The organism is Streptomyces roseochromogenus subsp. oscitans DS 12.976 (assembly GCF_000497445.1).
Taxonomy (GTDB): domain Bacteria; phylum Actinomycetota; class Actinomycetes; order Streptomycetales; family Streptomycetaceae; genus Streptomyces; species Streptomyces oscitans.
In genome coordinates this window covers 3,698,816-3,723,027 of sequence record NZ_CM002285.1, presented here as the reverse complement: position 1 = coordinate 3,723,027, position 24,212 = coordinate 3,698,816, and the positions used below count along the sequence as shown (strand labels likewise).

34 protein-coding genes are annotated in these 24,212 nt (G+C 68.9%); all 34 read left to right on the top strand.

The genetic code is table 11. From position 1 onward, the window contains the following. Nucleotides 1–1,260, top strand: a 1,260-nt coding sequence (locus tag M878_RS65860; protein WP_023547388.1) for an AMP-binding protein, incomplete at its 5' end; no start/stop codon positions are given. Continuing rightward, the gene (locus M878_RS65855) at nucleotides 1,257–1,535 is read left to right on the top strand and encodes a phosphopantetheine-binding protein (RefSeq protein WP_078630298.1); all 279 of its coding nucleotides are present in this window, start codon (nucleotides 1,257–1,259) and stop codon (nucleotides 1,533–1,535) included. The genes M878_RS65860 and M878_RS65855, both read left to right, overlap by 4 nt. Nucleotides 1,536–1,552: 17 nt before the next feature. Further along, nucleotides 1,553–2,668 (top strand): acyl-CoA dehydrogenase family protein, encoded by a 1,116-nt coding sequence (locus M878_RS65850; protein WP_023547386.1) that lies wholly within the window; start codon nucleotides 1,553–1,555, stop codon nucleotides 2,666–2,668. Next, nucleotides 2,668–3,852 carry an acyl-CoA dehydrogenase family protein gene (locus tag M878_RS65845; protein ID WP_023547385.1) on the top strand — a complete coding sequence of 395 codons (1,185 nt, stop codon included), beginning with the start codon at nucleotides 2,668–2,670 and terminating at the stop codon, nucleotides 3,850–3,852. Before M878_RS65850 ends, M878_RS65845 begins: the two co-directional genes overlap by 1 nt. Nucleotides 3,853–3,858: 6 nt before the next feature. Beyond that, nucleotides 3,859–8,307, top strand: a complete 4,449-nt coding sequence (locus M878_RS65840; protein WP_023547384.1) for a non-ribosomal peptide synthetase — start codon at nucleotides 3,859–3,861, stop codon at nucleotides 8,305–8,307. Next, nucleotides 8,304–9,044: a thioesterase II family protein gene (locus tag M878_RS65835; RefSeq protein ID WP_023547383.1), complete on the top strand. Its 741-nt coding sequence runs from the start codon at nucleotides 8,304–8,306 to the stop codon at nucleotides 9,042–9,044. The genes M878_RS65840 and M878_RS65835 overlap by 4 nt, the downstream gene beginning before the upstream one ends. Nucleotides 9,045–9,489: 445 nt before the next feature. Next, a complete protein-coding gene (gene rpsJ, locus M878_RS65830; RefSeq protein ID WP_003948644.1) occupies nucleotides 9,490–9,798 on the top strand; it encodes a 30S ribosomal protein S10 in 309 nt (102 codons plus the stop codon). Between the two features lie 16 nt (nucleotides 9,799–9,814). Beyond that, complete coding sequence (gene rplC, locus M878_RS65825; protein WP_014674369.1) at nucleotides 9,815–10,459, top strand: 50S ribosomal protein L3; 645 nt, start codon at nucleotides 9,815–9,817, stop codon at nucleotides 10,457–10,459. An 8-nt stretch (nucleotides 10,460–10,467) separates the two neighbouring features. Next, a complete protein-coding gene (gene rplD / locus M878_RS65820; RefSeq protein WP_023547382.1) occupies nucleotides 10,468–11,133 on the top strand; it encodes a 50S ribosomal protein L4 in 666 nt (221 codons plus the stop codon). Continuing rightward, entirely contained in the window at nucleotides 11,133–11,552 is a 420-nt protein-coding gene (gene rplW, locus M878_RS65815) for a 50S ribosomal protein L23 (RefSeq protein ID WP_023547381.1), read from the top strand. Before rplD ends, rplW begins: the two co-directional genes overlap by 1 nt. 40 nt (nucleotides 11,553–11,592) lie before the next feature. Continuing rightward, complete coding sequence (rplB, locus tag M878_RS65810) at nucleotides 11,593–12,429, top strand: 50S ribosomal protein L2 (protein ID WP_018543909.1); 837 nt, start codon at nucleotides 11,593–11,595, stop codon at nucleotides 12,427–12,429. 12 nt (nucleotides 12,430–12,441) lie between these two features. Then, nucleotides 12,442–12,723, top strand: a complete 282-nt coding sequence (gene rpsS / locus M878_RS65805; protein WP_023547380.1) for a 30S ribosomal protein S19 — start codon at nucleotides 12,442–12,444, stop codon at nucleotides 12,721–12,723. 45 nt (nucleotides 12,724–12,768) lie between these two features. Then, complete coding sequence (gene rplV / locus M878_RS65800; RefSeq protein ID WP_023547379.1) at nucleotides 12,769–13,116, top strand: 50S ribosomal protein L22; 348 nt, start codon at nucleotides 12,769–12,771, stop codon at nucleotides 13,114–13,116. Beyond that, nucleotides 13,116–13,955 (top strand): 30S ribosomal protein S3, encoded by an 840-nt coding sequence (gene rpsC / locus M878_RS65795; protein WP_023547378.1) that lies wholly within the window; start codon nucleotides 13,116–13,118, stop codon nucleotides 13,953–13,955. Before rplV ends, rpsC begins: the two co-directional genes overlap by 1 nt. A 5-nt stretch (nucleotides 13,956–13,960) precedes the next feature. Further along, a complete protein-coding gene (gene rplP, locus M878_RS65790) occupies nucleotides 13,961–14,380 on the top strand; it encodes a 50S ribosomal protein L16 (RefSeq protein WP_004927269.1) in 420 nt (139 codons plus the stop codon). Further along, nucleotides 14,380–14,604: a 50S ribosomal protein L29 gene (rpmC, locus tag M878_RS65785; protein WP_023547377.1), complete on the top strand. Its 225-nt coding sequence runs from the start codon at nucleotides 14,380–14,382 to the stop codon at nucleotides 14,602–14,604. Before rplP ends, rpmC begins: the two co-directional genes overlap by 1 nt. Beyond that, entirely contained in the window at nucleotides 14,604–14,888 is a 285-nt protein-coding gene (rpsQ, locus tag M878_RS65780) for a 30S ribosomal protein S17 (RefSeq protein WP_018543912.1), read from the top strand. The genes rpmC and rpsQ overlap by 1 nt, the downstream gene beginning before the upstream one ends. A 130-nt stretch (nucleotides 14,889–15,018) precedes the next feature. Further along, nucleotides 15,019–15,387 carry a 50S ribosomal protein L14 gene (gene rplN / locus M878_RS65775; protein ID WP_003998823.1) on the top strand — a complete coding sequence of 123 codons (369 nt, stop codon included), beginning with the start codon at nucleotides 15,019–15,021 and terminating at the stop codon, nucleotides 15,385–15,387. Nucleotides 15,388–15,389: 2 nt separating this feature from the next. Continuing rightward, nucleotides 15,390–15,713 (top strand): 50S ribosomal protein L24, encoded by a 324-nt coding sequence (gene rplX / locus M878_RS65770; RefSeq protein ID WP_023547376.1) that lies wholly within the window; start codon nucleotides 15,390–15,392, stop codon nucleotides 15,711–15,713. Beyond that, nucleotides 15,713–16,270 (top strand): 50S ribosomal protein L5, encoded by a 558-nt coding sequence (gene rplE, locus M878_RS65765; RefSeq protein ID WP_023547375.1) that lies wholly within the window; start codon nucleotides 15,713–15,715, stop codon nucleotides 16,268–16,270. Before rplX ends, rplE begins: the two co-directional genes overlap by 1 nt. Before the next feature lie 5 nt (nucleotides 16,271–16,275). Next, the gene (locus M878_RS65760; protein ID WP_003948630.1) at nucleotides 16,276–16,461 is read left to right on the top strand and encodes a type Z 30S ribosomal protein S14; all 186 of its coding nucleotides are present in this window, start codon (nucleotides 16,276–16,278) and stop codon (nucleotides 16,459–16,461) included. A 214-nt stretch (nucleotides 16,462–16,675) separates the two neighbouring features. Further along, nucleotides 16,676–17,074 (top strand): 30S ribosomal protein S8, encoded by a 399-nt coding sequence (rpsH, locus tag M878_RS65755; protein WP_004984520.1) that lies wholly within the window; start codon nucleotides 16,676–16,678, stop codon nucleotides 17,072–17,074. 24 nt (nucleotides 17,075–17,098) lie between these two features. Next, nucleotides 17,099–17,638: a 50S ribosomal protein L6 gene (gene rplF, locus M878_RS65750; protein WP_023547374.1), complete on the top strand. Its 540-nt coding sequence runs from the start codon at nucleotides 17,099–17,101 to the stop codon at nucleotides 17,636–17,638. A gap of 3 nt (nucleotides 17,639–17,641) precedes the next feature. Continuing rightward, on the top strand, nucleotides 17,642–18,025 hold the full coding sequence (gene rplR, locus M878_RS65745) for a 50S ribosomal protein L18 (protein ID WP_014674380.1): 384 nt from the start codon (nucleotides 17,642–17,644) through the stop codon (nucleotides 18,023–18,025). Between the two features lie 36 nt (nucleotides 18,026–18,061). Continuing rightward, the gene (rpsE, locus tag M878_RS65740; protein WP_019753099.1) at nucleotides 18,062–18,667 is read left to right on the top strand and encodes a 30S ribosomal protein S5; all 606 of its coding nucleotides are present in this window, start codon (nucleotides 18,062–18,064) and stop codon (nucleotides 18,665–18,667) included. 2 nt (nucleotides 18,668–18,669) lie between these two features. Then, nucleotides 18,670–18,852, top strand: coding sequence for a 50S ribosomal protein L30 (rpmD, locus tag M878_RS65735; RefSeq protein WP_004984515.1), 183 nt, complete (start codon nucleotides 18,670–18,672; stop codon nucleotides 18,850–18,852). A 2-nt stretch (nucleotides 18,853–18,854) separates the two neighbouring features. Beyond that, a complete protein-coding gene (gene rplO, locus M878_RS65730) occupies nucleotides 18,855–19,310 on the top strand; it encodes a 50S ribosomal protein L15 (protein ID WP_023547373.1) in 456 nt (151 codons plus the stop codon). A 244-nt stretch (nucleotides 19,311–19,554) separates the two neighbouring features. Further along, a complete protein-coding gene (gene secY / locus M878_RS65725; RefSeq protein ID WP_023547372.1) occupies nucleotides 19,555–20,868 on the top strand; it encodes a preprotein translocase subunit SecY in 1,314 nt (437 codons plus the stop codon). Further along, entirely contained in the window at nucleotides 20,868–21,530 is a 663-nt protein-coding gene (locus M878_RS65720; RefSeq protein ID WP_023547371.1) for an adenylate kinase, read from the top strand. Before secY ends, M878_RS65720 begins: the two co-directional genes overlap by 1 nt. 100 nt (nucleotides 21,531–21,630) lie before the next feature. After that, nucleotides 21,631–22,467: a type I methionyl aminopeptidase gene (gene map, locus M878_RS65715; protein WP_023547370.1), complete on the top strand. Its 837-nt coding sequence runs from the start codon at nucleotides 21,631–21,633 to the stop codon at nucleotides 22,465–22,467. Nucleotides 22,468–22,607: 140 nt separating this feature from the next. Continuing rightward, complete coding sequence (infA, locus tag M878_RS65710; protein WP_003948620.1) at nucleotides 22,608–22,829, top strand: translation initiation factor IF-1; 222 nt, start codon at nucleotides 22,608–22,610, stop codon at nucleotides 22,827–22,829. Between the two features lie 59 nt (nucleotides 22,830–22,888). Then, entirely contained in the window at nucleotides 22,889–23,002 is a 114-nt protein-coding gene (gene rpmJ / locus M878_RS65705; RefSeq protein WP_003998809.1) for a 50S ribosomal protein L36, read from the top strand. Nucleotides 23,003–23,193: 191 nt separating this feature from the next. Further along, on the top strand, nucleotides 23,194–23,574 hold the full coding sequence (rpsM, locus tag M878_RS65700; RefSeq protein ID WP_023547369.1) for a 30S ribosomal protein S13: 381 nt from the start codon (nucleotides 23,194–23,196) through the stop codon (nucleotides 23,572–23,574). Nucleotides 23,575–23,640: 66 nt separating this feature from the next. After that, a complete protein-coding gene (gene rpsK / locus M878_RS65695) occupies nucleotides 23,641–24,045 on the top strand; it encodes a 30S ribosomal protein S11 (RefSeq protein ID WP_003956432.1) in 405 nt (134 codons plus the stop codon). The last annotated feature ends 167 nt before the right edge of the window (nucleotides 24,046–24,212 follow it).

Here is a 24,212-nt window from a genome sequence, read left to right as displayed (position 1 = left end):
CCGCTCGATCCCGCCGACCCGCCGGCCCGGCTCGCCCGCACCGTGCGCGGCAGCGGGCTGCACTTCCTGGCCACCACGGTCCCCGCTCGGGCGACCGAGGCCGCCGCCCTGCTGGGCCGCGCCGCCGCGGGCAGCGAACTGGACAGCCTCGTGCTGCTGCCGGTCGCCGACGAGACCGCCGGTGACCTGGCACTCGACGGCGGCTACATCTTCTCCACCTCCGGCAGCACCGGTACGCCCAAGGGCGTGCTGCTGTCCCACGAGAACGTTCTGCACTTCGCCGACTGGGCCGCCCGCACCCTCGGGCTGCGCGCCCAGGACCGGGTCGGCGCCCAGGCCGCGCTCACCTTCGACCTCAGCACGTTCGACCTGTACTCCTCCGCTCTGGCGGGCGCGGCCGTGCACCTCATGCCCGAGCGGCTCACCGCGTTCCCGGCCGAGGTCGCGGGCTGGCTGCGCGAGCACGAGATCTCCGTCCTGTACGCGGTGCCCACGCTGTACCGGCTGCTGCGCAAGACGGGACTGCTCACCGGGGGGAGCGCGCCCCGGCTGAGGTTGTTCGCCTTCGCGGGCGAGCCGCTGCCGCCGGATCTGCTCGCCTGGTACCTCGCCGAGTTCCCCGGCGCCTCCTGCCACAACCTGTACGGCCCCACCGAGACCAACGTGTGCACGGCCGCCCACTTCCCGCCCGGCAGCACGGTCGGGGCCACGGTGCCGATCGGACGGGCCGTCGACGGCGTGCACACCGTGGTCCTGGACCCGGACGGCGACCCCGCCCGGCGCGGCGAACTGCATGTCGCCGGACCGACCGTGCTGCGCGGCTACCTGGTGGACGGCCAACTGCGCGACCCCGCCCGCGAGGTCCGCTTCGACGACGGCGTCACACGCCGCGCCTACCCCACCGGTGACCTCGCCGAGACCGACGACGACGGCCGGCTCTTGTTGCTCGGCCGCGCCGACGACCAGGTCAAGCGCCGCGGCCACCGCATCGACCTGCGGGACGTCGAGAGCGCCCTGCGCGAGACCGTCGCCGCGGAGGCCTGCGCCGTCGTCGCCAAGCGGGGAGCGCACGAGGGCGAGATCTGGGCCTACGTGGTCGGCGCCACGAACGAGCGCCAGGTCCTGACCGCACTGGCCGGCGTGCTGCCGCGCCGGATGCTGCCCGACCGCATTGTCCTGACCGACCGCCTGCCGGTGAGCGGGCACGGAAAGGTCGACCGACGCGAGCTTGCCGAGCTCGCCAGCACCGAAGGAGCATGATGCAATCCGTCGACGACCTGTGCGCCCTGATCCAGGAGTACGCCGCGTCCCCGCTCTCCCCGCTCGCCGTCCAGGACGCCGGCTTCGAGGTCACCCCTGACCTGCGGCTGCTCGACACCGGCCTGCTCGACTCGATGAGCGTCCTCACCCTCGTGGTGGAGATCGAGCAGCGCTGCGGGATCAGCATCCCGGAAGAGGAGATCGTCGCCGCGAACTTCCGCACGCCCGCCCATCTGTGGGAGCTCGTCTCGTCGCTGCGCGCGCAGACCGTCTGATCACCGGGGGAGAGCACATGTACGAACAGGAAGTGGTCGTCGGCAAGTTCCGTGAACTGGCCGGCACCCTGCCGGCGTTCACGGGGCGGGACGGCTTCCGCGCCCACTGGCGGGAGCTGGCCGGGCTGGGAGTGCTGCACGAAGGCGGCGACGGCTGGGTCACCGAGGCCGTGGCCAGGTTCGAGGGGCTCGGCCTCGGCGGCATCGACCCGGGCCTGTGCTACGGCGCCGCCTCCCAGCTGTTCGGCATCCAGATGCCGCTGCGCATGCTGCTGTCGTCCGGGCAGCTCGGGCTGCTGGACGGCACCGCCACCGGTGAGCTGCTGCTGTGCCACGCCTCGACGGAGGAGGGCGGCGGCAGCGACCCGCTGTCCGGTACCACCACCGCGACCCGGCTGCCCGACGGCTCCTACCGTCTTTCCGGCCGTAAGTCCTTCATCACCGCGGCCCCCGTCGCCGATCGCGGTCTCGTCTTCGCCAGAACCGGCGAAGGACGCTCCCCGTTCGCCCTGTCGGCGTTCCTCGTGGACCTCGACTCGCCCGGCGTCACCCGGGGCGCGCCGGAGGACAAGAGCGCCCTGCCCGGCGTCCCGATGGGCTCGCTCACCTTCGACGACGTCACCGTGCCGGCCGACCGGCTGGTGCTGCGCGAGGGCGCCGGCCTCATGGTGATGGCCGCCACGACCACCTGCGAGCGGGCACTGCTGCTGTCGTATGCGCTCGGCCCCATGCGCCGGCTGCTGGAGGAGACGGTCCAATGGGCCGCCACCCGCCGCCAGTTCGACCGCCCGATGGGAGCCAGCCACCAGGTCGCGGGCCGGGTCGCCGACATGGCGATCCGGGTGCACCGGTCCCGCGAGCTGATCTACGGGATGGCCCGCCGGATCGACGGGGGCACCGCCGTCCGGCACTTGGCGAACGAGGCCGCCATGGTCAAGATCTCCGTCACCGAGGACCATCTGCACCTCGCCGAGACCGCCGGCATGCTCGCCGGGGTACGTGCTTTCATCCGGGACCGGGACGGCTTCGCGGACCTGGCCAGCGCCCTCGCCGGGTCGGTGTACGCCGGCCCGAACGATCTGCTGCGCGTCTCCGTGGCCCGCGGCCTCGGCCTGCCGGTGGGGAATCACTGATGGCAGTGGAACCCGCGGTCCCCGCCGAACTCCTCGACCGGGCCACCGCGCTCACCGAGTCCCTGGCCCCGCTGGCGGCCGACGTGGACACGGGGGCCACGGACGGCACGGCCGGCCTGAAGCTGCTCAAGGACGCCGGGCTGCTGCGCCTGCTCGTGCCACGGGACTCCGGCGGCGACGGTCTCTCGTTCGCGCAGTACACCCGGATCCTGGAGGTCCTCGGCGCCCGGGACGCGGCCACGGCGCTAGCCCTGAACATGCACAACGTGTCGATCGGGGCGCTCTGCGAGGCCGCCGGAGGGCGGCTCGGCACGGCAGGGCGGTCCTTCGCCGACTGGGCGTTCCGGGAGATCACCGAACACGACCGCATGTTCGCCTCGGCCACGTCCGAGGCGGGCAGCGGTGCCAAGCTGCGCGGAGTTCGCACCACCTACCGGCGCAACGACGGCGGTTACGTGCTCGAGGGGCAGAAGTCCTTCGTGTCCCTCGCCGGCGTGGCCGACTACTACGTCGTCGCCGCACGGGACGCCGCCGAGGAAGCCGAGAACGAGGTGTCCCACTTCGTCGTGGCCGCCACCGACGAGGGCGTCGCCTTCGGTACCCCCTGGCCGGGCCAGGCCCTGGCCGGCACCCACACGGCCGGTATGACACTGGACGGGGTCCGCGTCGGGCGCGAGCGGCTCTTCCTCGGTGTCGAGGGCATGTCCCTGTTCAAGCTGGTCCGCGAGCCGCACTGGATGGTGTCCGGCTACACCGGTGCCTACCTGGGACTCGCCGGGGCGATCCTGCGCGAACTCACGGAGAGTGTGCGCACCAGCCCGGCCCGCGCCGCCTCGCCGGTGGTCGTCCGGGAGCTGGGCAGGCTGTCGATCCGGCTGACCGCGGCCCGCGCCCTCACCTACGCGGCCTGCGCCGAGGTCGACATGGCCCGTGGGACGCAAGGGACCAACGCCGGTGTGCACGCGGCGAAGTACGCCGTGGGGGAGCTGCTCGCGGACCTGGTGGCGAGCGCCCCGCAGCTGGTCGGCACCGCCGCGCTCGACCGGCGCCGGCCGTTGCAGCGGTATCTGCGCGAGGCGCCGTTCTGTTCCGTGATGCCCGCCAAGCCCGACGAGTGCCTCGCCTACGTCGGCAAGACCGCGCTCGGCGTCAACCTGGCCGACGCCCGCGCCTTCGACTGGTAGGGGAGCATGACGCAGCCGCTGACCGACGCGCAGCTCGGCATCTGGTACGCGCACCAACTCGACCCGTCGGGAACGGGTTACCAGGGTGCTCAGTACGTCGACATCGACGGACCCGTGGACGTGCCGGCCTTCGTGGCCGCCGTACACCGGGCGGTCGAGGAGACCGGCACCCTGCGGGTGACCTTCGCCGACGGGCCGCACGGCCCCGTACTGACCGCCGACACCTCCGCGTGGCGCGTGGAGGTCACCGACCTGCAGAGCGCCGACGACCCCCGTGCCGCGGCACATGCCCACATGGCCGCCGACCTCGCCCGCCCGGTCGCTCTCTCCCGCGGCCCGCTGTTCACCCAGGCGCTGTTCGTCCTGGGGCCGCGCCGGTTCCTGTGGTACCAGCGGGCGCACCACATCGTGATGGACGGCTACGGGCATGCCTTGGTCACCCGGCGGGTGGCTGAGCTGTACGCACGACCGGACCTGCCCGCCCAGCGGTTCACTAGCCAGCGGGCCATGCTCGAGGCGGACGCCGGCTACGCCGGCTCTCCGGCCCGGGACGCGGACCGCGCCTACTGGCTGGAGCATCTGCGCGGTCTGCCCGCGCCGCCGCCGACGATCGCCGGCCGGACGGCATCCGTGCCCGGCGAGTTCCACCGCCGCACCCTGGTGCTGCCCTCGGACACCGCGGACGGCCTGGTCCGTGCCGCCGGGGACAGCGCCGCGCACTTCTCCCCGGCCCTGATCGCGGGTGTCGCCGCCTACCTCTCCCGCACGACCGGGGCACGCGACGTGGTGCTCGGTCTGCCGACCCCGGGCCGGACCGGCGCGGCGGCCCAGGCCTTCGCCGGCACGGCGTCGAACATCGTGCCGTTGCGGGTGCGGGTGGACGGGGCCCGGACCCTGCCGGAGCTGACGGCCGAGGTCGCCGGTTCGGTGTGGCGCTCGCTGCGTCGCCAGCGGTACCGGTTCGAGCACCTGCGCCGCGACCTGCGCACCGGCGACGCCGTCTTCGGCCCCCTGGTGAACATCCTGCCGTTCCACCGCGATCTGCGCTTCGGGGAGCATCCGGCGACCGTGCACGGCCTCGCGCACGGGCCGGTCTTCGACCTGTCCTTCTCCTGCGTGACCGACCGGGCGGCCCGGGACCGGGTCCGGATCGACCTCGATGCCAACCCCGCGTTGTACACGCCGTCGGATCTGGTCGGCCACAGCCGGCGCTTCCCGGCCTTTCTGGCGGCCCTCGCCCAGGGCACCCCGGTCGCCACCGCCCCACTGGGTACCTCCGGCGAGGTTGTGCTCCCGCCGCCGGTGCCGCCGGCCGAGGAGCGCCGGCGGGTGCCCGGGGTGCACGCCTCGATCGCCGCGCGTGTCGCCGAGACACCCGACGCCGTCGCCGTCATCAGCGGCGACGGCAGCCTGACCTACCGCGAGCTGGACGAGCGGGCCGGGCGACTCGCCGACCGGCTGCGGGCTCGCGGCGCCCGGCCGGGCACCCTCGTGGCTCTCTCGCTGGCCCGTACGACCCGACTGCCGGTCGCCCTGCTGGCCGTGCTGAAGACCGGCGCCGCCTACCTGCCCGTGGACCCCGCCTACCCCGACGACCGCATCCGCTTCATGCTGCGGGACGCTGCCCCCGTCCTGCTGCTGACGGACGGCACCGGACGGCTGGAGACACTGGTTCCCACGCTCTCCCTGGACGAGCACGACGAGCACGACGAGCACGACAGGCAGGACGGGAAGGACGGGCACGACGGGAAGGCTCCGGCCACCGCCGTCACTCCCACCCCCACCCCTCCTGGAGCCGCCGCCTACGTCATCTACACCTCCGGCTCCACCGGCACCCCCAAGGGCGTCGTGGTCTCCGCCGCCGCGATGGCCGAGTTCGTGCACTGGGCTGTCACCGAGCTCGGCACCCACCGGCTGCGCCACGTCCTGGCCGCGACCTCGTTGAACTTCGACGTGTCCGTGTTCGAGCTGTTCGCCCCGCTCGCGGCGGGCGGCACGGTGGAACTGGTGCCGAACCTGCTGGCTCTGGCGGAACGCCCCTGGAAGGGCAGCCTGCTCAGCGGGGTGCCCTCCGCCGTGGCCGGCCTGCTCCAGCAGACCGCCACGCCGTTCGCCGCCGGGACGGTCGTCCTCGCGGGCGAGGCACTGCCGGCCGCTCTGGTCGCCAAACTCCGCGAGCGCCTCCCGGAGTCCGAGATCCTCAACCTCTACGGGCCGACGGAGGCCACGGTCTATGCCACGGCCTGGCGCGCCCCGGACGACCCGACGGCCAGACCCCTGATCGGACGGCCGCTCGCCGCTCGCCGCGCCTACGTCCTCGACTCCGTGCTGCGGCCGGTCCCGCCGGGCACCGAGGGCGAGCTGTACCTGGCCGGAGCGGGCGTCGCCGACGGCTATCTGGGCCGGCCCGCGCTGACCGCCCAGCGGTTCCTCGCCGACCCCTTCGGCCGGCCCGGCGAGCGTATGTACCGCACCGGCGACCTCGTACGCCGCACCCCGGACGGTGACCTCGACTACCTGGGCCGCGTGGACGACCAGGTGAAGATCCGCGGCTTCCGTGTCGAACCGGGTGAGATCGAGGCTGTGCTGGCATGCTGCCCCGGCGTCACCGCCGTCGCCGTAGTGGCCCGTGAGGACGCCACGGGCCAGAAACAGCTCGTCGCCTACGTGGTGGGCACGGCCTCCGGCGGTGAGGTCCGGGCCCATGCCACCGGGGCGCTGCCCCGGCACCTGGTCCCCGCCGCCTTCGTACCCCTCGACGAGCTGCCGCTCAACCCGAACGGCAAACTCGATCGGGCGGCGCTGCCCGCCCCCGACTTCCGCGGCTCGGCGGGCCCGGCGGGTTCCAGCACCCCGCGGGACGAGCGCGAGGCGGCCGTACAGCAGGCGTTCCGGGACGCCCTGGGCATCACCGACGTAGGCCTGGACGACGACTTCTTCGAGCTCGGCGGGCACTCGCTGTCCGCCACCCAGGTGATCGCCCGGGTGCGCGTGGCACTCGGCACCGACGTCACGCTGCGCACGCTGTTCGATCACCCGACGGTGTCCGCTCTCGCGGCGGCGCTGCCCTCCGGGACGGTCCCCGCTCCGGTCCCCGCCGTCCTCGACCGGGACACGATCCCGCTCTCACCGGGCCAGCGCAGACTGTGGTTCATCGACAAGCTGGCGGGCCCGAGCTACACGGTGCCGTGGGCGGTCCGGCTCACCGGACACGTCGACCACGGCCTCCTCCGTGCGGCCCTCGCCGACACGGCCGCACGGCACGAGGCGCTGCGCACCGTCTATCCGGAGATCGACGGCGAGCCGCGCCAGCGGATCACCGACCAGGTGCCGGACCTGTCGGTCCGCGGGATCGACCCGGCCGCACTCGACGAGGCCATCCGCGCGGAACTCGGCACCGGCTGGCAGCTGGCCGAACGACCGCCCGTGCGCGCGGTGTTGTTCGAGACCGGCCCCGACGACGCCGTGCTGCTCGTGGCGGCCCACCACATCGCGCTGGACGGGTGGTCGCTCGGCCTGCTCGCACGTGACCTGAGCACGGCCTACGACGCCCGCGGCGGAGGCCGGGCACCCGACTGGGAGCCGGTCACGCCGTACAGCGAGTACGCGCTGCGCGAGCGGGCGAGAGACCTCACGGGGCAGATCGGCTACTGGCGGGAGCGCCTGAACGGCCTCCCGGACTGTGTCGACCTGCCCGTGGACCGGCCGCGGCCGGCCGTGGCGAACGCCGAGGGGGCCGAGGCCCGCTTCACCCTGGACGCCGAGACCGCCTCCCGCGCCCGAACGGTCGCGGCAGGGGCCGGCGCGAGCCTGTTCATGGTGCTGCACGCCGCGCTGGCGGCCCTGCTCACCCGGCTCGGCGCCGGCACCGACGTACCGATCGGAGCCGTGGTGGCCGGGCGCACGCATCCGTCGTACGAGGACATCGTCGGCTGTTTCGTGAACAGCCTGGTGCTGCGCACCGATACCTCGGGCAACCCCGCCTTCGCCGATCTGCTGGCCTCCGTGCGGGACGCCGACCTCGCCGACTACGCCCAGCAGGACATCGGGTTCGACCAGGTGGTCGAGGCGACACGGCCGACACGCAGTCCCGCGCACCACCCTCTGTTCCAGACGATGCTCTCGCTGCGCAACACGCCTCCCGCCGCCCTCCGGCTGCCCGGCGTCCGGGCCACGCCGCTTCCCGTGGCCCTGCCGTCGGTGAAGTTCGACCTCACGTTCCAGCTGGCCGAGACCGAGGCCGGACCGATCGAGGGCAGGCTCCAGTACCGCACCGACCTGTTCGAGGAGGAGACCGCGCACGCGCTGACACAGCGGTTCACCCGCTTCCTCGCCGCCGTGGTCGCCGATCCGGCCCGCCGGATCGGATCCGTCGACATCCTGACCGACGCCGAACGCCGTATGTTCCCCTCCCGCCCCGCCGGGCGGACGCCGCGAAGGAGCCACACGAGATGACCGGCCGCTGGCTGCGGACCCTGAAGCCCTGCTCCCGGCCGCGGCTGCGGCTCGTCTGTTTCCCGCACGCCGGAGGAGCGGCGAGCTACTTCGTACCGTGGGCGGAGGCGGTGCCGGGCGACGTGGAGCTGCTCGCGGTGTGCTATCCCGGCCGTGAGGACCGGCTCGCCGAACCCTTCGCCGAGTCGATGGAGCAGCTCGCCGAGGCGATCGCCCGCGCGTGCGCCCCCCTCGCCGACCGGCCCCTGGTGTTCTTCGGCCACAGCATGGGTGCCTCCGTCGCCTACGAGACCGCGGCACGGCTGGCCGCCCAGGACCGGTCCCCGGCGCTGCTCTGCGTATCCGCCCGCCGGGGCCCTGGACGGTCCCACCCCGCCCGGGCACTGGCCCACCTGGATGACGACAGGCTCATCGCCGAGGTGCGCGCCCTCGGCGGCACCCAGGCCGAGGCCTTCGACCATCCGGAGCTGCGCCCTCTGGTCCTGCCGGCCATCCGGTCCGACTACCGGCTGCTCAGCACGTACGAGCCCCGGGTCATGACCCTGCCCTGCCCGGTTGCCGCCTACGGCGGAACGGAGGACGTGGACGTCCCGGAAGAGGCCGTCCGTGCCTGGCAGGACGTGACCCGCTCAGGCTTCACCCTGCGTGTCTTCCCCGGCGGCCACTTCTACCTGGCGGACCGCGCTCGGGACCTGGTCGCCGAAGTCCTCGCCTGCGAGACGACAACGCGCGCGTGAGGGGAGCCCGGGGCTCCGGCGCCCCGGTTTGACCTACGTCACCCCCGGGGTATTCTCTCCGGCCCGATTGGCGGAGCCCCCGTCCCCTATGGCAGACTGTCCGAGTTGCTCGGTCGAGTGTTGATGCTGCGCGCCTCCCGCCGGGAGGACCGGAAGCGAGTCCCACAGTACTCGTCGTCCTAACTGCCCTCGGGCAGCACTGGGGCGGACGTACGGGAATCTTCCGGGAAGCGTGGGCGCGACACCGGCCAGGCGCCCGGTGGGCCTGAGGTCCCCGGTCCGCGGTTCCGGAAGGGCCGTCGCATTCCCCGCAGGGATGTTCGAACAAGGGACATCTTTGTCAGCGGAAGCGCGACACGCCCGACCGCGTGGGTCGGAGAAGCGAAGGCAGCAGAAGGAATCCGCCGGGTTCCAGAGCCAAGAGAGACAGGACTACTGAGTAGCCATGGCGGGACAGAAGATCCGCATCCGGCTCAAGGCCTACGACCACGAGGTCATCGACTCCTCGGCGAAGAAGATCGTCGAGACGGTGACCCGCACTGGTGCGTCGGTCGCGGGCCCGGTGCCGCTGCCCACTGAGAAGAACGTGTACTGCGTCATCAAGTCGCCGCACAAGTACAAGGACTCGCGCGAGCACTTCGAGATGCGCACGCACAAGCGCCTGATCGACATTCTCGACCCGACCCCCAAGACCGTTGACTCTCTGATGCGACTCGACCTCCCGGCCGGTGTCGACATCGAGATCAAGCTCTGAGGCTGGTGGGCTGAGAATGGCTAAGCAGATCAAGGGCATCCTGGGCGAGAAGCTCGGCATGACGCAGGTGTGGGACGAGAACAACCGTGTTGTTCCGGTCACCGTCGTCAAGGCCGGCCCCAACGTCGTGACCCAGGTTCGTACCAACGACGTCGACGGCTACGAGTCGGTCCAGATCGCCTTCGGCGAGATCGACCCGCGCAAGGTGAACAAGCCCCTCAAGGGGCACTTCGCCAAGGCCGACGTCACCCCCCGTCGCCACCTCGTCGAGATCCGCACCGCGGACGCCTCCGAGTACACGCTGGGCCAGGAGATCACCGCTGAGGTGTTCGAGGCCGGCGTGAAGGTCGACGTCACCGGCAAGAGCAAGGGCAAGGGCTTCGCCGGTGTCATGAAGCGCCACAACTTCCGTGGCCTCGGCGCCGGGCACGGCACCCAGCGCAAGCACCGCTCTCCCGGTTCCATCGGTGGCTGCGCCACCCCGGGCCGTGTGTTCAAGGGCCTCCGCATGGCGGGTCGCATGGGCAACGAGCGGGTCACCACCCAGAACCTGACCGTCCACGCCGTTGACGCGGAGAAGGGTCTGCTGCTCATCAAGGGCGCGGTTCCCGGTCCGAACGGCGGCCTCGTCCTGGTCCGCACCGCGGCCAAGGGGGCCTGAGGTAACCGATGAGCACTGTTGACATCCTTTCGCCGGCTGGCGACAAGGCCGGTTCCGTCGAGCTCCCCGCGGAGATCTTCGACGCCAAGGTCAGCGTTCCGCTGATCCACCAGGTCGTCGTCGCGCAGCTGGCCGCTGCCCGTCAGGGCACGCACAAGACGAAGACCCGTGGCGAGGTCCGTGGTGGCGGCAAGAAGCCGTACCGCCAGAAGGGCACCGGTCGCGCCCGTCAGGGTTCGACCCGCGCGCCGCAGTTCGCCGGTGGTGGCGTCGTGCACGGCCCGCAGCCGCGTGACTACTCGCAGCGCACCCCGAAGAAGATGAAGGCCGCCGCCCTGCGCGGTGCCCTCACCGACCGGGCGCGTCACAACCGCATCCACGTCGTCTCCGGCGTGGTCGAGGGCGAGACCCCCAGCACCAAGGCCGCCAAGTCGCTGTTCGGCAAGATCTCGGAGCGCAAGAACCTGCTCCTGGTCGTCGACCGCGCCGACGAGGCCGCGTGGCTGTCCGCCCGCAACCTGCCCCAGGTCCACATCCTGGAGCCGGGCCAGCTGAACACGTACGACGTTCTCGTCTCGGACGACGTGGTCTTCACCCAGGCCGCTTTCGAGTCCTTCGTGTCCGGCGCGCCTACTGCTGCGCGGAACACCGACACCGAAGGGAGCGAGGTCTGATGGCCATCCGTCACCCCGCTATCGCCTCGAAGGCCGCCAAGGCCGCCAAGGCCGCGCGCGTCGCCAAGGCGCGTCGCCACGCCGCCGAGGGCAAGAACACCGTCGAGACCCCGCTGAGCAAGTCCTTCACGGACCCCCGTGACGTGCTCGTCAAGCCGGTCGTCTCGGAGAAGAGCTACGCGCTCCTCGACGAGAACAAGTACACGTTCATCGTCGCCCCGGGCGCCAACAAGACCCAGATCAAGCAGGCCGTCCAGGCGGTCTTCGACGTCAAGGTCACCGGGGTCAACACGATCAACCGCCAGGGCAAGCGCAAGCGCACGAAGACCGGTTTCGGTCAGCGTGCCGGCAGCAAGCGCGCGATCGTGACCCTCGCCGAGGGCGACCGTATCGACATCTTCGGCGGTCCGACCGCCTAAGGGCGGTCCGGATCGTCCGATATCGGACGAGGACTGAGAAATGGGAATCCGCAAGTACAAGCCGACTACGCCGGGCCGTCGTGGCGCCAGCGTTGCCGACTTCGTCGAGGTCACGCGGTCCACGCCGGAGAAGTCGCTGGTCCGCCCCCTGCACAGCAAGGGCGGCCGTAACAACGCCGGTCGTGTGACCGTTCGCCACCAGGGTGGCGGACACAAGCGCGCCTACCGAGTGATCGACTTCCGTCGTCACGACAAGGACGGCGTGCCGGCGAAGGTCGCGCACATCGAGTACGACCCCAACCGCACCGCGCGCATCGCGCTGCTGCACTACGCCGACGGCGAGAAGCGCTACATCCTCGCCCCGCGCAACCTGCAGCAGGGTGACCGCGTCGAGAACGGTCCCGGGGCCGACATCAAGCCGGGCAACAACCTGGCCCTCCGCAACATCCCGGTCGGTACCACGATCCACGCGATCGAGCTCCGTCCCGGTGGCGGTGCCAAGTTCGCCCGCTCCGCCGGTGCCTCCGTGCAGCTGCTCGCGAAGGAGGGCGCCTACGCCCACCTGCGCATGCCGTCCGGTGAGATCCGCCTGGTCGACGTCCGCTGCCGCGCCACCGTCGGTGAGGTCGGCAACGCCGAGCAGAGCAACATCAACTGGGGTAAGGCCGGCCGTAAGCGGTGGCTGGGCGTTCGCCCGACCGTCCGTGGTGTCGTGATGAACCCGGTTGACCACCCGCACGGTGGTGGTGAGGGCCGGACCTCCGGTGGTCGCCACCCTGTGTCCCCGTGGGGCAAGAAGGAAGGCCGTACTCGTTCGCCCAAGAAGGCGTCGAACAAGTACATCGTCCGCCGCCGCAAGACGAACAAGAAGCGCTAAGGACGGGTTGAGATGCCTCGTAGCCTGAAGAAGGGGCCCTTCGTCGACGACCACCTGATCAAGAAGGTGGACGCCCAGAACGAAGCCGGCACCAAGAACGTCATCAAGACCTGGTCCCGCCGCTCGATGATCGTCCCGGCCATGCTGGGCCACACGCTCGCGGTGCACAACGGCAAGACCCACATCCCGGTGTTCGTCACCGAGTCGATGGTCGGTCACAAGCTCGGCGAGTTCTCGCCGACGCGTACCTTCCGGGGTCACGTCAAGGAAGACCGGAAGTCGAAGCGCCGCTAGTAGCGGATCGCATTCAGACACGTAAGTAACTCTGAAGGGACAACCATGGAAGCCAGGGCCCAGGCGCGGTACATCCGCGTCACGCCCATGAAGGCCCGCCGTGTGGTGGACCTCATCCGTGGCATGGACGCCACGGAGGCCCAGGCTGTTCTGCGATTCGCTCCGCAGGCAGCCTCCGTGCCGGTCGGCAAGGTGCTCGACAGCGCCATCGCCAACGCCGCGCACAACTACGACCACACCGACGCCGACAGCCTCTTCGTTTCCGAGGCGTACGTCGACGAGGGTCCGACCCTGAAGCGGTTCCGTCCGCGTGCCCAGGGCCGTGCCTACCGGATCCGCAAGCGGACCAGCCACATCACCGTGGTCGTCAGCAGCAAGGAAGGAACCCGGTAATGGGCCAGAAGGTAAACCCGCATGGGTTCCGACTCGGTGTCACGACCGACTTCAAGTCGCGTTGGTACGCCGACAAGCTGTACAAGGACTACGTCAAGGAAGACGTCGCCATCCGTCGGATGATGACGTCCGGCATGGAGCGCGCCGGTATCTCGAAGGTGGAGATCGAGCGCACCCGTGACCGCGTCCGCGTGGACATCCACACCGCTCGCCCGGGCATCGTCATCGGCCGCCGCGGCGCCGAGGCCGACCGCATCCGCGGTGACCTGGAGAAGCTGACCGGCAAGCAGGTCCAGCTGAACATCCTCGAGGTCAAGAACCCGGAGACGGACGCTCAGCTGGTGGCCCAGGCCGTCGCCGAGCAGCTGTCCTCCCGCGTCTCCTTCCGCCGTGCCATGCGCAAGAGCATGCAGTCGGCGATGAAGGCCGGCGCCAAGGGCATCAAGATCCAGTGCGGTGGCCGTCTCGGCGGCGCCGAGATGTCCCGCTCGGAGTTCTACCGCGAGGGCCGTGTGCCCCTGCACACGCTCCGCGCGAACGTGGACTACGGCTTCTTCGAGGCCAAGACGACCTTCGGCCGCATCGGTGTGAAGGTCTGGATCTACAAGGGCGACGTCAAGAACATCGCCGAGGTCCGCGCCGAGAACGCTGCCGCCCGTGCGGGTAACCGCCCGGCTCGCGGTGGTGCCGACCGCCCGGCCCGTGGTGGCCGCGGTGGCGAGCGGCGCGGTCGCAAGCCGCAGCAGGCTGCCGGCGCCGAGGCTCCCAAGGCCGAGGCTCCCAAGGCCGAGGCTCCCAAGGCCGAGGCTCCGGCTGAGAGCACCGGAACGGAGGCCTGACCGACATGCTGATCCCCCGTAGGGTCAAGCACCGCAAGCAGCACCACCCGAAGCGCCGTGGTCAGGCCAAGGGCGGTACGACGGTCGCGTTCGGCGAGTACGGCATCCAGGCCCTCACGCCGGCGTACGTGACCAACCGCCAGATCGAGGCGGCCCGTATCGCGATGACCCGCCACATCAAGCGTGGTGGCAAGGTCTGGATCAACATCTACCCGGACCGTCCGCTCACGAAGAAGCCGGCCGAGACCCGCATGGGTTCCGGTAAGGGTTCGCCGGAGTGGTGGATCGCGAACGTGCACCCGGGACGGGTCATGTTCGAGCTGTCCTACCCGAACGAGAAGATTGCGCGTGAGGCTCTCACTCGTGCGGCCCACAAGCTGCCGATGAAGTGCCGCATCGTCAAGCGCGAGGCAGGTGAAGCGTGATGTCGGTCGGTACCAAGGCGTCCGAGCTGCGCGAGCTGGGCAACGAGGAGCTTCTGGCGAAGCTCCGCGAGGCCAAGGAAGAGCTGTTCAACCTCCGTTTCCAGGCGGCGACCGGGCAGCTCGAGAACCACGGCCGTCTGAAGGCGGTCCGCAAGGACATCGCGCGGATCTACACCCTGATGCGCGAGCGTGAGCTGGGCATCGAAACGGTGGAGAACGCCTGATGAGCGAGAAGAACGTGACTGAGAACGCAGAGGCGCGCGGCTTCCGCAAGACCCGTGAGGGTCTCGTCGTCAGCGACAAGATGGACAAGACCGTCGTCGTCGCTGTCGAGGACCGCGTCAAGCACGCGCTGTACGGCAAGGTCATCCGCCGTACCAACAAGCTCAAGGCGCACGACGAGCAGAACGCCGCGGGTGTCGGCGACCGCGTCCTCCTCATGGAGACCCGGCCGCTGTCCGCGACGAAGCGCTGGCGCGTCGTCGAGATCCTCGAGAAGGCCAAGTAGGTAATTCCCGCAAGGGAATTCCAAAAAGTACGTTCCTGCGGGGCATCCCTCGCAGGACAGTTCCGCCAGGCTCCGGGAGCCGCTCGGCTGAGCGGCTCCCGGGGAACCGGCAGACAAACAGGAGATAGACGTGATCCAGCAGGAGTCGCGACTGCGTGTCGCCGACAACACTGGTGCGAAGGAGATCCTTTGCATCCGTGTGCTCGGTGGCTCCGGTCGCCGCTACGCGGGCATCGGTGACGTCATCGTCGCCACCGTCAAGGACGCGATCCCCGGTGGCAACGTGAAGAAGGGTGACGTCGTCAAGGCGGTCATCGTTCGCACCGTCAAGGAGCGCCGCCGTCCGGACGGCTCGTACATCCGCTTCGACGAGAACGCCGCCGTCATTCTGAAGAACGACGGCGACCCTCGCGGCACCCGCATCTTCGGCCCGGTCGGCCGTGAGCTGCGCGAGAAGAAGTTCATGAAGATCATCTCGCTCGCGCCGGAGGTGCTGTAAGCATGAAGATCAAGAAGGGCGACCTGGTCCAGGTCATCACCGGCAAGGACAAGGGCAAGCAGGGCAAGGTCATCGCGGCCTACCCCCGCGAGGACCGCGTCCTGGTCGAGGGTGTCAACCGGGTCAAGAAGCACACCAAGGCCGGCCCGACCGCCAGCGGCTCCCAGGCCGGCGGCATCGTGACCACCGAGGCCCCCATCCACGTGTCCAACGTTCAGCTGGTCGTGGAGAAGGACGGTCAGAAGGTCGTCACGCGTGTCGGTTACCGCTTCGACGACGAAGGCAACAAGATCCGCGTTGCCAAGCGGACGGGTGAGGACATCTGATGGCTACCACCACCACTCCGCGTCTGAAGCAGAAGTACCGCGAGGAGATCGCGGGCAAGCTGCGTGACGAGTTCAAGTACGAGAACGTCATGCAGATCCCCGGCCTCGTCAAGATCGTGGTCAACATGGGTGTCGGCGACGCCGCCCGTGACTCGAAGCTGATCGAGGGCGCGATCCGCGACCTGACCACCATCACCGGTCAGAAGCCGGCCGTCACCAAGGCCCGCAAGTCCATCGCGCAGTTCAAGCTGCGTGAGGGTCAGCCGATCGGTGCCCACGTCACGCTCCGTGGCGACCGCATGTGGGAGTTCCTGGACCGCACCCTGTCGCTCGCGCTGCCGCGCATCCGCGACTTCCGCGGCCTGTCCCCCAAGCAGTTCGACGGCCGTGGCAACTACACCTTCGGTCTCACGGAGCAGGTCATGTTCCACGAGATCGACCAGGACAAGATCGACCGCACCCGGGGTATGGACATCACCGTGGTGACCACGGCGACCAACGACGCTGAGGGCCGCGCGCTCCTTCGTCACCTCGGCTTCCCCTTCAAGGAGGCGTGAGCGAGATGGCGAAGAAGGCTCTGATCGCTAAGGCTGCTCGCAAGCCCAAGTTCGGTGTGCGTGGCTACACCCGCTGCCAGCGCTGCGGCCGCCCGCACTCCGTGTACCGCAAGTTCGGCCTGTGCCGCGTGTGCCTTCGTGAGATGGCTCACCGTGGCGAGCTGCCGGGCGTGACCAAGAGCTCCTGGTAATCCCTGTTATCAGGGATTCCTGAAGCTCTCGGTAAGCAATGGGCGTGTCAGGTGCCCTCCCCTTCATGGCTTAGGCTTGGAGGGTTGGGCGCCTGACTGTCGCCCGTACGACTTACTACGCCGTAGGTCCACCGCGCCGCACCCGTCCCGTCTCGGATCGGGGAGAGGGATGGCGCACCAGGAAACCCCGGCGAGAGAGGCCGAAGGCCAATTCATGACCATGACTGATCCGATCGCAGACATGCTCACGCGTCTGCGTAACGCGAACTCGGCGTACCACGACTCCGTGGCGATGCCGCACTCGAAGATCAAGTCTCACATCGCGGAGATCCTCCAGCAGGAGGGCTTCATCACGGGCTGGAAGGTCGAGGACGCCGAGGTCGGCAAGAACCTCGTCCTGGAGCTGAAGTTCGGCCCCAACCGTGAGCGCTCCATCGCGGGCATCAAGCGGATCTCCAAGCCCGGTCTCCGGGTGTACGCGAAGTCCACCAACCTGCCGAAGGTGCTCGGCGGCCTCGGCGTGGCGATCATCTCCACGTCCCACGGGCTCCTCACCGACAAGCAGGCCGGCAAGAAGGGCGTGGGTGGGGAAGTCCTCGCCTACGTCTGGTAGCAGAAGGGAACGGAGGAAACAGCTATGTCGCGCATCGGCAAGCTCCCCATCGCGGTTCCCGCCGGCGTGGACGTCACCATCGACGGCCGTACGGTTTCGGTCAAGGGCCCCAAGGGCTCGCTGACCCACACCGTCGTGGCGCCGATCGACATCGCCAAGGGCGAGGACGGCACCCTGCAGGTGACCCGCCCCAACGACGAGCGTCAGAGCAAGGCCCTGCACGGCCTCTCCCGCACGCTGGTGGCGAACATGATCACCGGCGTGACCCAGGGTTACGTGAAGAAGCTCGAGATCAGCGGTGTCGGTTACCGAGTGACCGCCAAGGGTTCGAACCTGGAGTTCGCTCTCGGTTACAGCCACCCGATCCTCGTCGAGGCCCCCGAGGGCATCACCTTCAAGGTGGAGACCCCGACCCGTTTCTCGGTCGAGGGCATCGACAAGCAGAAGGTCGGCGAGGTTGCGGCCAACATCCGCAAGCTGCGCAAGCCCGACCCGTACAAGGCCAAGGGCGTCAAGTACGAGGGCGAAGTCATCCGCCGCAAGGTCGGAAAGGCGGGTAAGTAAGCCATGGCATACGGGCAGAAGATCCTGAAGGGCGACGCCTACAAGCGCGCCGCGATCAAGCGCCGTCACATCCGGATCCGCAAGCGGATCTCCGGTACGGCGGAGCGCCCCCGTCTGGTCGTGACCCGCTCCAACCGCCACATCGTGGCGCAGGTGATCGACGACCTGAAGGGTCACACCCTGGCGTCGGCGTCCACCCTGGACGCGTCGATCCGTGGTGGCGAGGCCGACAAGTCCGCGCAGGCCAAGCAGGTCGGTGCCCTGGTCGCCGAGCGTGCCAAGGCCGCCGGTGTCGAGGCCGTCGTGTTCGACCGTGGTGGCAACCAGTACGCCGGGCGCATCGCCGCCCTGGCGGACGCCGCCCGCGAAGCCGGGCTCAAGTTCTGAGCCGCTTGTAGCTAGCGGAAAGAGAGAGGTAATCCAATGGCTGGACCCCAGCGCCGCGGAAGCGGTGCCGGTGGCGGCGAGCGGCGGGACCGGAAGGGCCGTGACGGCGGCGCTGCTGCCGCCGAGAAGACCGCGTACGTTGAGCGCGTTGTCGCGATCAACCGCGTCGCCAAGGTTGTGAAGGGTGGTCGTCGCTTCAGCTTCACCGCGCTGGTCGTGGTGGGCGACGGTGACGGCACCGTGGGTGTCGGTTACGGCAAGGCCAAGGAGGTGCCGGCCGCCATCGCCAAGGGCGTTGAGGAGGCCAAGAAGCACTTCTTCAAGGTCCCCCGTATCCAGGGCACCATCCCGCACCCGATCCAGGGTGAGAAGGCTGCCGGCGTCGTGCTGCTCAAGCCCGCGTCCCCGGGTACCGGTGTGATCGCCGGTGGTCCGGTGCGTGCCGTGCTCGAGTGCGCCGGTATCCACGACGTGCTGTCGAAGTCGCTCGGCTCCGACAACGCCATCAACATCGTGCACGCCACCGTGGAGGCCCTGAAGGGTCTGCAGCGTCCCGAGGAGATCGCGGCCCGCCGTGGTCTGCCGCTCGAGGACGTCGCTCCCGCGGCCCTGCTGCGTGCGCGTGCTGGGGCGGGTGCGTAATCGTGGCGCAGCTCAAGATCACGCAGGTCAAGTCCTACATCGGCAGCAAGCAGAACCACCGTGACACCCTGCGTTCGCTTGGCCTGAAGAAGGTCAACGACGTGGTCGTCAAGGAGGACCGCCCCGAGTTCCGCGGCATGGTGCACACCGTCCGCCACCTCGTGACGGTCGAGGAGGTCGACTGATCATGGCGGAGCAGAACCCGCTGAAGATCCACAACCTCCGTCCCGCCCCGGGCGCCAAGACCGCCAAGACCCGTGTCGGTCGTGGTGAGGCGTCGAAGGGTAAGACGGCCGGTCGTGGTACGAAGGGTACGAAGGCCCGTTACCAGGTTCCGGAGCGCTTCGAGGGCGGCCAGATGCCGCTGCACATGCGCCTCCCGAAGCTGAAGGGCTTCAAGAACCCGTTCAAGACCGAGTTCCAGGTCGTGAACCTCGACAAGCTGGCCGCGCTCTACCCCGAGGGTGGCGAGGTCACGGTCGAGGGTCTGGTGGCCAAGGGTGCCGTTCGCAAGAACAGCCTCGTCAAGGTCCTCGGCCAGGGCGAGATCTCCGTGGCGCTGCAGGTGACGGTCGACGCCGTCTCCGGCTCCGCCAAGGAGAAGATCACCGCCGCCGGCGGTACGGTCACCGAGCTGGTCTGAGTCCCTCAGGTCCCTCGATGACGTGAACGATCCCGACCGGGGATACCCCACAAAAGGGGTATCCCCGGTCGGTCGTTCCTAGGGCGGTGCTCTCGCCGGTAAGGTGGCCAGCACTGCCTACTTTCATCGGGTGCTTCCCATGGGGCACCCTGAGCGGCAGTTGACCGTTAGTAATTCGTCTGTATCCGTCGAACCTCAAGACCGTCACCCTTGACGCAGTTGCGCGGGGGTCGCAGGAGGCACCGTGCTCACCGCGTTCGCCCGGGCGTTCAAGACGCCCGACCTGCGCAAGAAGCTGCTCTTCACGCTGGCCATCATCGTGGTCTACCGGGTCGGTACCCACATCCCGATCCCCGGCGTCAACTACAAGGCCGTCCAGCAGTGTGTCAGCGAGGCGGGGGCCAACCAGGGCCTGTTCGGCCTCGTGAACATGTTCAGCGGCGGTGCGCTGCTGCAGATCACGGTCTTCGCGCTCGGCATCATGCCGTACATCACGGCCAGCATCATCCTTCAGCTGCTGACCGTGGTCATCCCGCGTCTGGAAGCCCTGAAGAAGGAGGGCCAGGCCGGCACGGCGAAGATCACGCAGTACACGCGTTACCTCACCGTGGCACTCGCCATCCTCCAGGGCACCGGCCTCGTCGCCACCGCCCGCAGCGGCGCGCTCTTCAACGGGTGCTCGGTCGCGTCGAGCATCGTCCCGGACCAGGCGATCTTCGCGACGATCACGATGGTTGTCTGCATGACCGCCGGTACGTGTGTGGTGATGTGGCTCGGTGAGCTGATCACCGACCGCGGTATCGGCAACGGCATGTCGATCCTGATGTTCATCTCGATCGCGGCGACCTTCCCGTCCGCGCTGTGGGCGATCAAGAAGCAGGGCACCCTGGCCGGCGGCTGGATCGAGTTCGGCACGGTGATCCTGGTCGGCCTGGTCATGGTCGCGCTCGTGGTCTTCGTCGAGCAGGCCCAGCGCCGTATCCCGGTGCAGTACGCGAAGCGCATGATCGGCCGTCGTTCCTACGGTGGTACGTCCACGTACATCCCGCTCAAGGTGAACCAGGCGGGTGTGATTCCCGTCATCTTCGCCTCGTCGCTGCTCTACATCCCGGCGCTGGTGGCGCAGTTCGCGGGCGGCAATTCGAGCTGGAAGCAGTGGATCCAGAACAACCTGACCAAGGGCGACCACCCGCTTTACATCACTTTGTACTTCTTGCTCATCGTGTTCTTCGCGTTCTTCTACGTGGCGATCTCCTTCAACCCCGAGGAAGTCGCCGACAACATGAAGAAGTATGGTGGCTTCATCCCGGGCATCCGGGCTGGCCGACCGACCGCTGAGTACCTCAGCTATGTGCTCAACCGGATCACCTGGCCGGGTTCGCTGTATCTGGGTCTGATTGCTCTCGTGCCAACAATGGCGTTGGTCGGGTTCGGGGCGACGAACAACTTCCCGTTCGGCGGTACCAGCATCCTGATCATCGTGGGTGTCGGTCTCGAGACGGTGAAGCAGATCGAGAGCCAGCTCCAGCAGCGCAATTACGAAGGGTTCCTCCGCTGATGCGTATCGTCCTCGTCGGGCCGCCGGGTGCCGGTAAGGGAACGCAAGCCGTCCGCCTCGCTGAGAAGCTGGCCATCCCGCACATCTCCACGGGCGACCTGTTCCGGGCCAACATCAGCCAGCAGACCGAGCTGGGCAAGCTCGCGAAGTCCTACATGGACGCCGGCAACCTCGTCCCCGACGAGGTCACCATCGCGATGGCCAAGGACCGCATGGAGCAGCCGGACGCCGAGGGCGGCTTCCTGCTGGACGGCTTCCCGCGGAACGTGTCGCAGGCCGAGGCGCTGGACGAGCTGCTGGTGACCGAGGGCATCAAGGTGGACGCCGTCCTGGACCTGGAGGTCCCGGAGGAGGAGGTCGTCAAGCGGATCGCCGGCCGGCGCCTCTGCCGCAACGAGCCCTCCCATGTCTTCCACGTGACGTACAGCCCGCCGAAGAAGGAGGGTGTCTGCGACATCTGCGGCGGTGAGCTGTACCAGCGCGACGACGACTCCGAGGAGACCGTCCGCAAGCGGCTGGAGGTCTACCACACGCAGACCGAGCCGATCATCGACTACTACAAGACGCAGGGCCTGGTCGTGACGATCTCCTCCCTGGGCCCCGTGGACGAGATCACGCAGCGGGCGCTGGAGGCACTCAAGCGCGAGAAGGCCGAACAGTAGAGTCAGGGCCTTCCGGCCGCGGTGCCCGACCCCGGGTGCCGCGGCCGTACTGTTGTACAGGTAAACCCAGCCGACGTGAGTGACGGAGAGCGCAGGCCCCATGGTGCAGATCAAGACGCCCGAGCAGATCGCCAAGATGCGGGCGGCGGGCCTGGTCGTAGCCGCCATCCATGCGGCCACCCGCGAGGCGGCGGTGCCCGGCGCCTCCACCAAGGACCTGGACGAGGTCGCCCGCAAGGTCCTCGCCGAGCACGGCGCGAAGTCGAACTTCCTGGGCTACGGCGGCTTCCCCGCCACGATCTGCACGTCGGTCAATGACGTGGTCGTCCACGGCATCCCCTCCGACGATGTCGTCCTCAAGGACGGCGACGTCATCTCCATCGACTGCGGCGCGATCATCGACGGCTGGCACGGCGACGCCGCCTACACGGCGTTCGTGGGCTCCGGTCACGCTCCGGAGCTGATCGAGCTGTCGCGGGTGACGGAAGAGTCGATGTGGGCCGGTATCGCGGCCATGAAGCAGGGCAACCGCCTGGTCGACATCTCCCGTGCCATCGAGACCTACATCCGCCGCCAGCCGAAGCCGGGCGGCGGCAAGTACGGGATCATCGAGGACTACGGCGGCCATGGCATCGGCACCGAGATGCACATGGACCCGCATCTGCTGAACTACGTCGACCGCCGCCGCGGCAAGGGCCCCAAGCTGGTGCCCGGCTTCTGCCTCGCGATCGAGCCGATGGTCTCCCTCGGCACCGCGAAGACCGAGGTCCTCTCCGACGACTGGACGGTCATCACCACCGACGGCACCTGGTCCTCTCACTGGGAGCACTCGGTCGCCCTCACCCCGGAGGGCCCCCTGGTCCTGACGGCCCCCGACGGAGGCAAGGCCAAGCTGGCGGAGTACGGCATCACGACCGCCCCGGATCCGCTCGCTTAGTGATCTCGCGGGTGGGGCAGACTTTCTCGATTCGCCTTTCCGGGTACGCCGACGTAGACTGACTCGTCGGCTCTCGTGCACCCGCATGTCCGCATGCTCGCAGGAGAGTCGATCAAGGTAGTCGATTCGAAGGGCGAAGCGTGGCCAAGAAGCAAGGTGCCATCGAGATCGAGGGCACTGTCGTCGAGTCTCTTCCTAACGCTATGTTCAAGGTCGAGCTCCAGAACGGCCACCAGGTCCTGGCACACATCAGCGGCAAGATGCGTATGCACTACATCCGTATCCTCCCTGACGACCGGGTCGTGGTGGAGTTGTCTCCTTACGACCTGACGCGTGGCCGGATCGTCTACCGGTACAAGTAGATCTTGCCCGCATCCCGTTCCGGCGGGGTGGTGGCACTGACCCGGAGAACCTCAATCCCATGAAGGTCAAGCCGAGCGTCAAGAAGATCTGCGACAAGTGCAGGGTGATCCGCCGTCACGGCCGGGTCATGGTCATCTGCGAGAACCCGCGCCACAAGCAGCGCCAGGGCTGACGCACGACCATCACCCTCTGCACCTCTATCGCAGAGTTTCGCGCGACGCGAGCTGAATTTGTTCATACGCAGAACCCGAGCCATCCAGCTCGACACCCCCGGTTCGGAGGCCGGGGACCCGGTTCGTACCTGGTACGGCGGCCGGGATCCGGTTCTGCGGAAGACCTCCGAAGATCACCAGGAGCCATTGAATGGCACGCGTTTCCGGTGTTGACATCCCGCGCGAAAAGCGCGTGGAGGTCGCCCTCACCTACGTGTTCGGCATCGGCCGGACCCTCTCGAAGGAGACGCTGGCTGCGACCGGCGTCGACCCGAACACCCGCGTTCGTGACCTGACCGAAGAGCAGCTGGTCGCGATCCGCGAGTACGTCGACAACAACATCAAGACCGAGGGTGACCTCCGTCGCGAGATCCAGGCCGACATCCGCCGCAAGGTCGAGATCGGCTGCTACCAGGGTCTGCGTCACCGTCGCGGTCTGCCCGTCCGCGGTCAGCGCACCAGCACCAACGCCCGCACCCGTAAGGGCCCGCGTCGCGCCATCGCCGGTAAGAAGAAGCCGGGCAAGAAGTAGTCCGCAGCGGACTCGCCGTCCAGCGGTCTTCGCTGTAGGACCGACCACCTCCCGTAGGAGTTATAGATGCCCCCCAAGGGTCGTCAGGGCGCTGCCAAGAAGGTGCGCCGCAAGGAAAAGAAGAACGTCGCTCACGGCCACGCGCACATCAAGAGCACGTTCAACAACACGATCGTCTCGATCACGGACCCGTCCGGCAACGTGATCTCCTGGGCCTCCGCCGGCCACGTCGGCTTCAAGGGCTCCCGGAAGTCCACGCCGTTCGCCGCGCAGATGGCCGCTGAGTCGGCCGCCCGCCGCGCCCAGGAGCACGGCATGCGCAAGGTCGACGTCTTCGTCAAGGGCCCGGGCTCCGGTCGTGAGACCGCGATCCGCTCCCTGCAGGCCACGGGCCTCGAGGTCGGCTCCATCCAGGACGTCACCCCGACCCCGCACAACGGCTGCCGTCCGCCGAAGCGTCGCCGCGTCTGACGTTTCCCCGGTCGCTGGTCGCGGGCGGTACGGCTCCGTAAGGGCCGTACCGCCCGTACCCTTGCAGTACCCGCACCTTTCACGGGTGCGGTTTCCGTCGGACGTCAAATAGCGGGCGTCCACGAATGAAGGATCTGATCCACACATGCTGATCGCTCAGCGTCCCT

Coding starts and splice junctions, on each gene's coding strand:
- M878_RS65855 (WP_078630298.1), top strand. CDS start 1,257: ATGATGCAATCCGTCGACGACCTGTGCGCCCTGATCCAGGAGTACGCC.
- M878_RS65850 (WP_023547386.1), top strand. CDS start 1,553: ATGTACGAACAGGAAGTGGTCGTCGGCAAGTTCCGTGAACTGGCCGGC.
- M878_RS65845 (WP_023547385.1), top strand. CDS start 2,668: ATGGCAGTGGAACCCGCGGTCCCCGCCGAACTCCTCGACCGGGCCACC.
- M878_RS65840 (WP_023547384.1), top strand. CDS start 3,859: ATGACGCAGCCGCTGACCGACGCGCAGCTCGGCATCTGGTACGCGCAC.
- M878_RS65835 (WP_023547383.1), top strand. CDS start 8,304: ATGACCGGCCGCTGGCTGCGGACCCTGAAGCCCTGCTCCCGGCCGCGG.
- rpsJ (WP_003948644.1), top strand. CDS start 9,490: ATGGCGGGACAGAAGATCCGCATCCGGCTCAAGGCCTACGACCACGAG.
- rplC (WP_014674369.1), top strand. CDS start 9,815: ATGGCTAAGCAGATCAAGGGCATCCTGGGCGAGAAGCTCGGCATGACG.
- rplD (WP_023547382.1), top strand. CDS start 10,468: ATGAGCACTGTTGACATCCTTTCGCCGGCTGGCGACAAGGCCGGTTCC.
- rplW (WP_023547381.1), top strand. CDS start 11,133: ATGGCCATCCGTCACCCCGCTATCGCCTCGAAGGCCGCCAAGGCCGCC.
- rplB (WP_018543909.1), top strand. CDS start 11,593: ATGGGAATCCGCAAGTACAAGCCGACTACGCCGGGCCGTCGTGGCGCC.
- rpsS (WP_023547380.1), top strand. CDS start 12,442: ATGCCTCGTAGCCTGAAGAAGGGGCCCTTCGTCGACGACCACCTGATC.
- rplV (WP_023547379.1), top strand. CDS start 12,769: ATGGAAGCCAGGGCCCAGGCGCGGTACATCCGCGTCACGCCCATGAAG.
- rpsC (WP_023547378.1), top strand. CDS start 13,116: ATGGGCCAGAAGGTAAACCCGCATGGGTTCCGACTCGGTGTCACGACC.
- rplP (WP_004927269.1), top strand. CDS start 13,961: ATGCTGATCCCCCGTAGGGTCAAGCACCGCAAGCAGCACCACCCGAAG.
- rpmC (WP_023547377.1), top strand. CDS start 14,380: ATGTCGGTCGGTACCAAGGCGTCCGAGCTGCGCGAGCTGGGCAACGAG.
- rpsQ (WP_018543912.1), top strand. CDS start 14,604: ATGAGCGAGAAGAACGTGACTGAGAACGCAGAGGCGCGCGGCTTCCGC.
- rplX (WP_023547376.1), top strand. CDS start 15,390: ATGAAGATCAAGAAGGGCGACCTGGTCCAGGTCATCACCGGCAAGGAC.
- rplE (WP_023547375.1), top strand. CDS start 15,713: ATGGCTACCACCACCACTCCGCGTCTGAAGCAGAAGTACCGCGAGGAG.
- M878_RS65760 (WP_003948630.1), top strand. CDS start 16,276: ATGGCGAAGAAGGCTCTGATCGCTAAGGCTGCTCGCAAGCCCAAGTTC.
- rpsH (WP_004984520.1), top strand. CDS start 16,676: ATGACCATGACTGATCCGATCGCAGACATGCTCACGCGTCTGCGTAAC.
- rplF (WP_023547374.1), top strand. CDS start 17,099: ATGTCGCGCATCGGCAAGCTCCCCATCGCGGTTCCCGCCGGCGTGGAC.
- rplR (WP_014674380.1), top strand. CDS start 17,642: ATGGCATACGGGCAGAAGATCCTGAAGGGCGACGCCTACAAGCGCGCC.
- rpsE (WP_019753099.1), top strand. CDS start 18,062: ATGGCTGGACCCCAGCGCCGCGGAAGCGGTGCCGGTGGCGGCGAGCGG.
- rplO (WP_023547373.1), top strand. CDS start 18,855: ATGGCGGAGCAGAACCCGCTGAAGATCCACAACCTCCGTCCCGCCCCG.
- M878_RS65720 (WP_023547371.1), top strand. CDS start 20,868: ATGCGTATCGTCCTCGTCGGGCCGCCGGGTGCCGGTAAGGGAACGCAA.
- map (WP_023547370.1), top strand. CDS start 21,631: ATGGTGCAGATCAAGACGCCCGAGCAGATCGCCAAGATGCGGGCGGCG.
- rpmJ (WP_003998809.1), top strand. CDS start 22,889: ATGAAGGTCAAGCCGAGCGTCAAGAAGATCTGCGACAAGTGCAGGGTG.
- rpsM (WP_023547369.1), top strand. CDS start 23,194: ATGGCACGCGTTTCCGGTGTTGACATCCCGCGCGAAAAGCGCGTGGAG.
- rpsK (WP_003956432.1), top strand. CDS start 23,641: ATGCCCCCCAAGGGTCGTCAGGGCGCTGCCAAGAAGGTGCGCCGCAAG.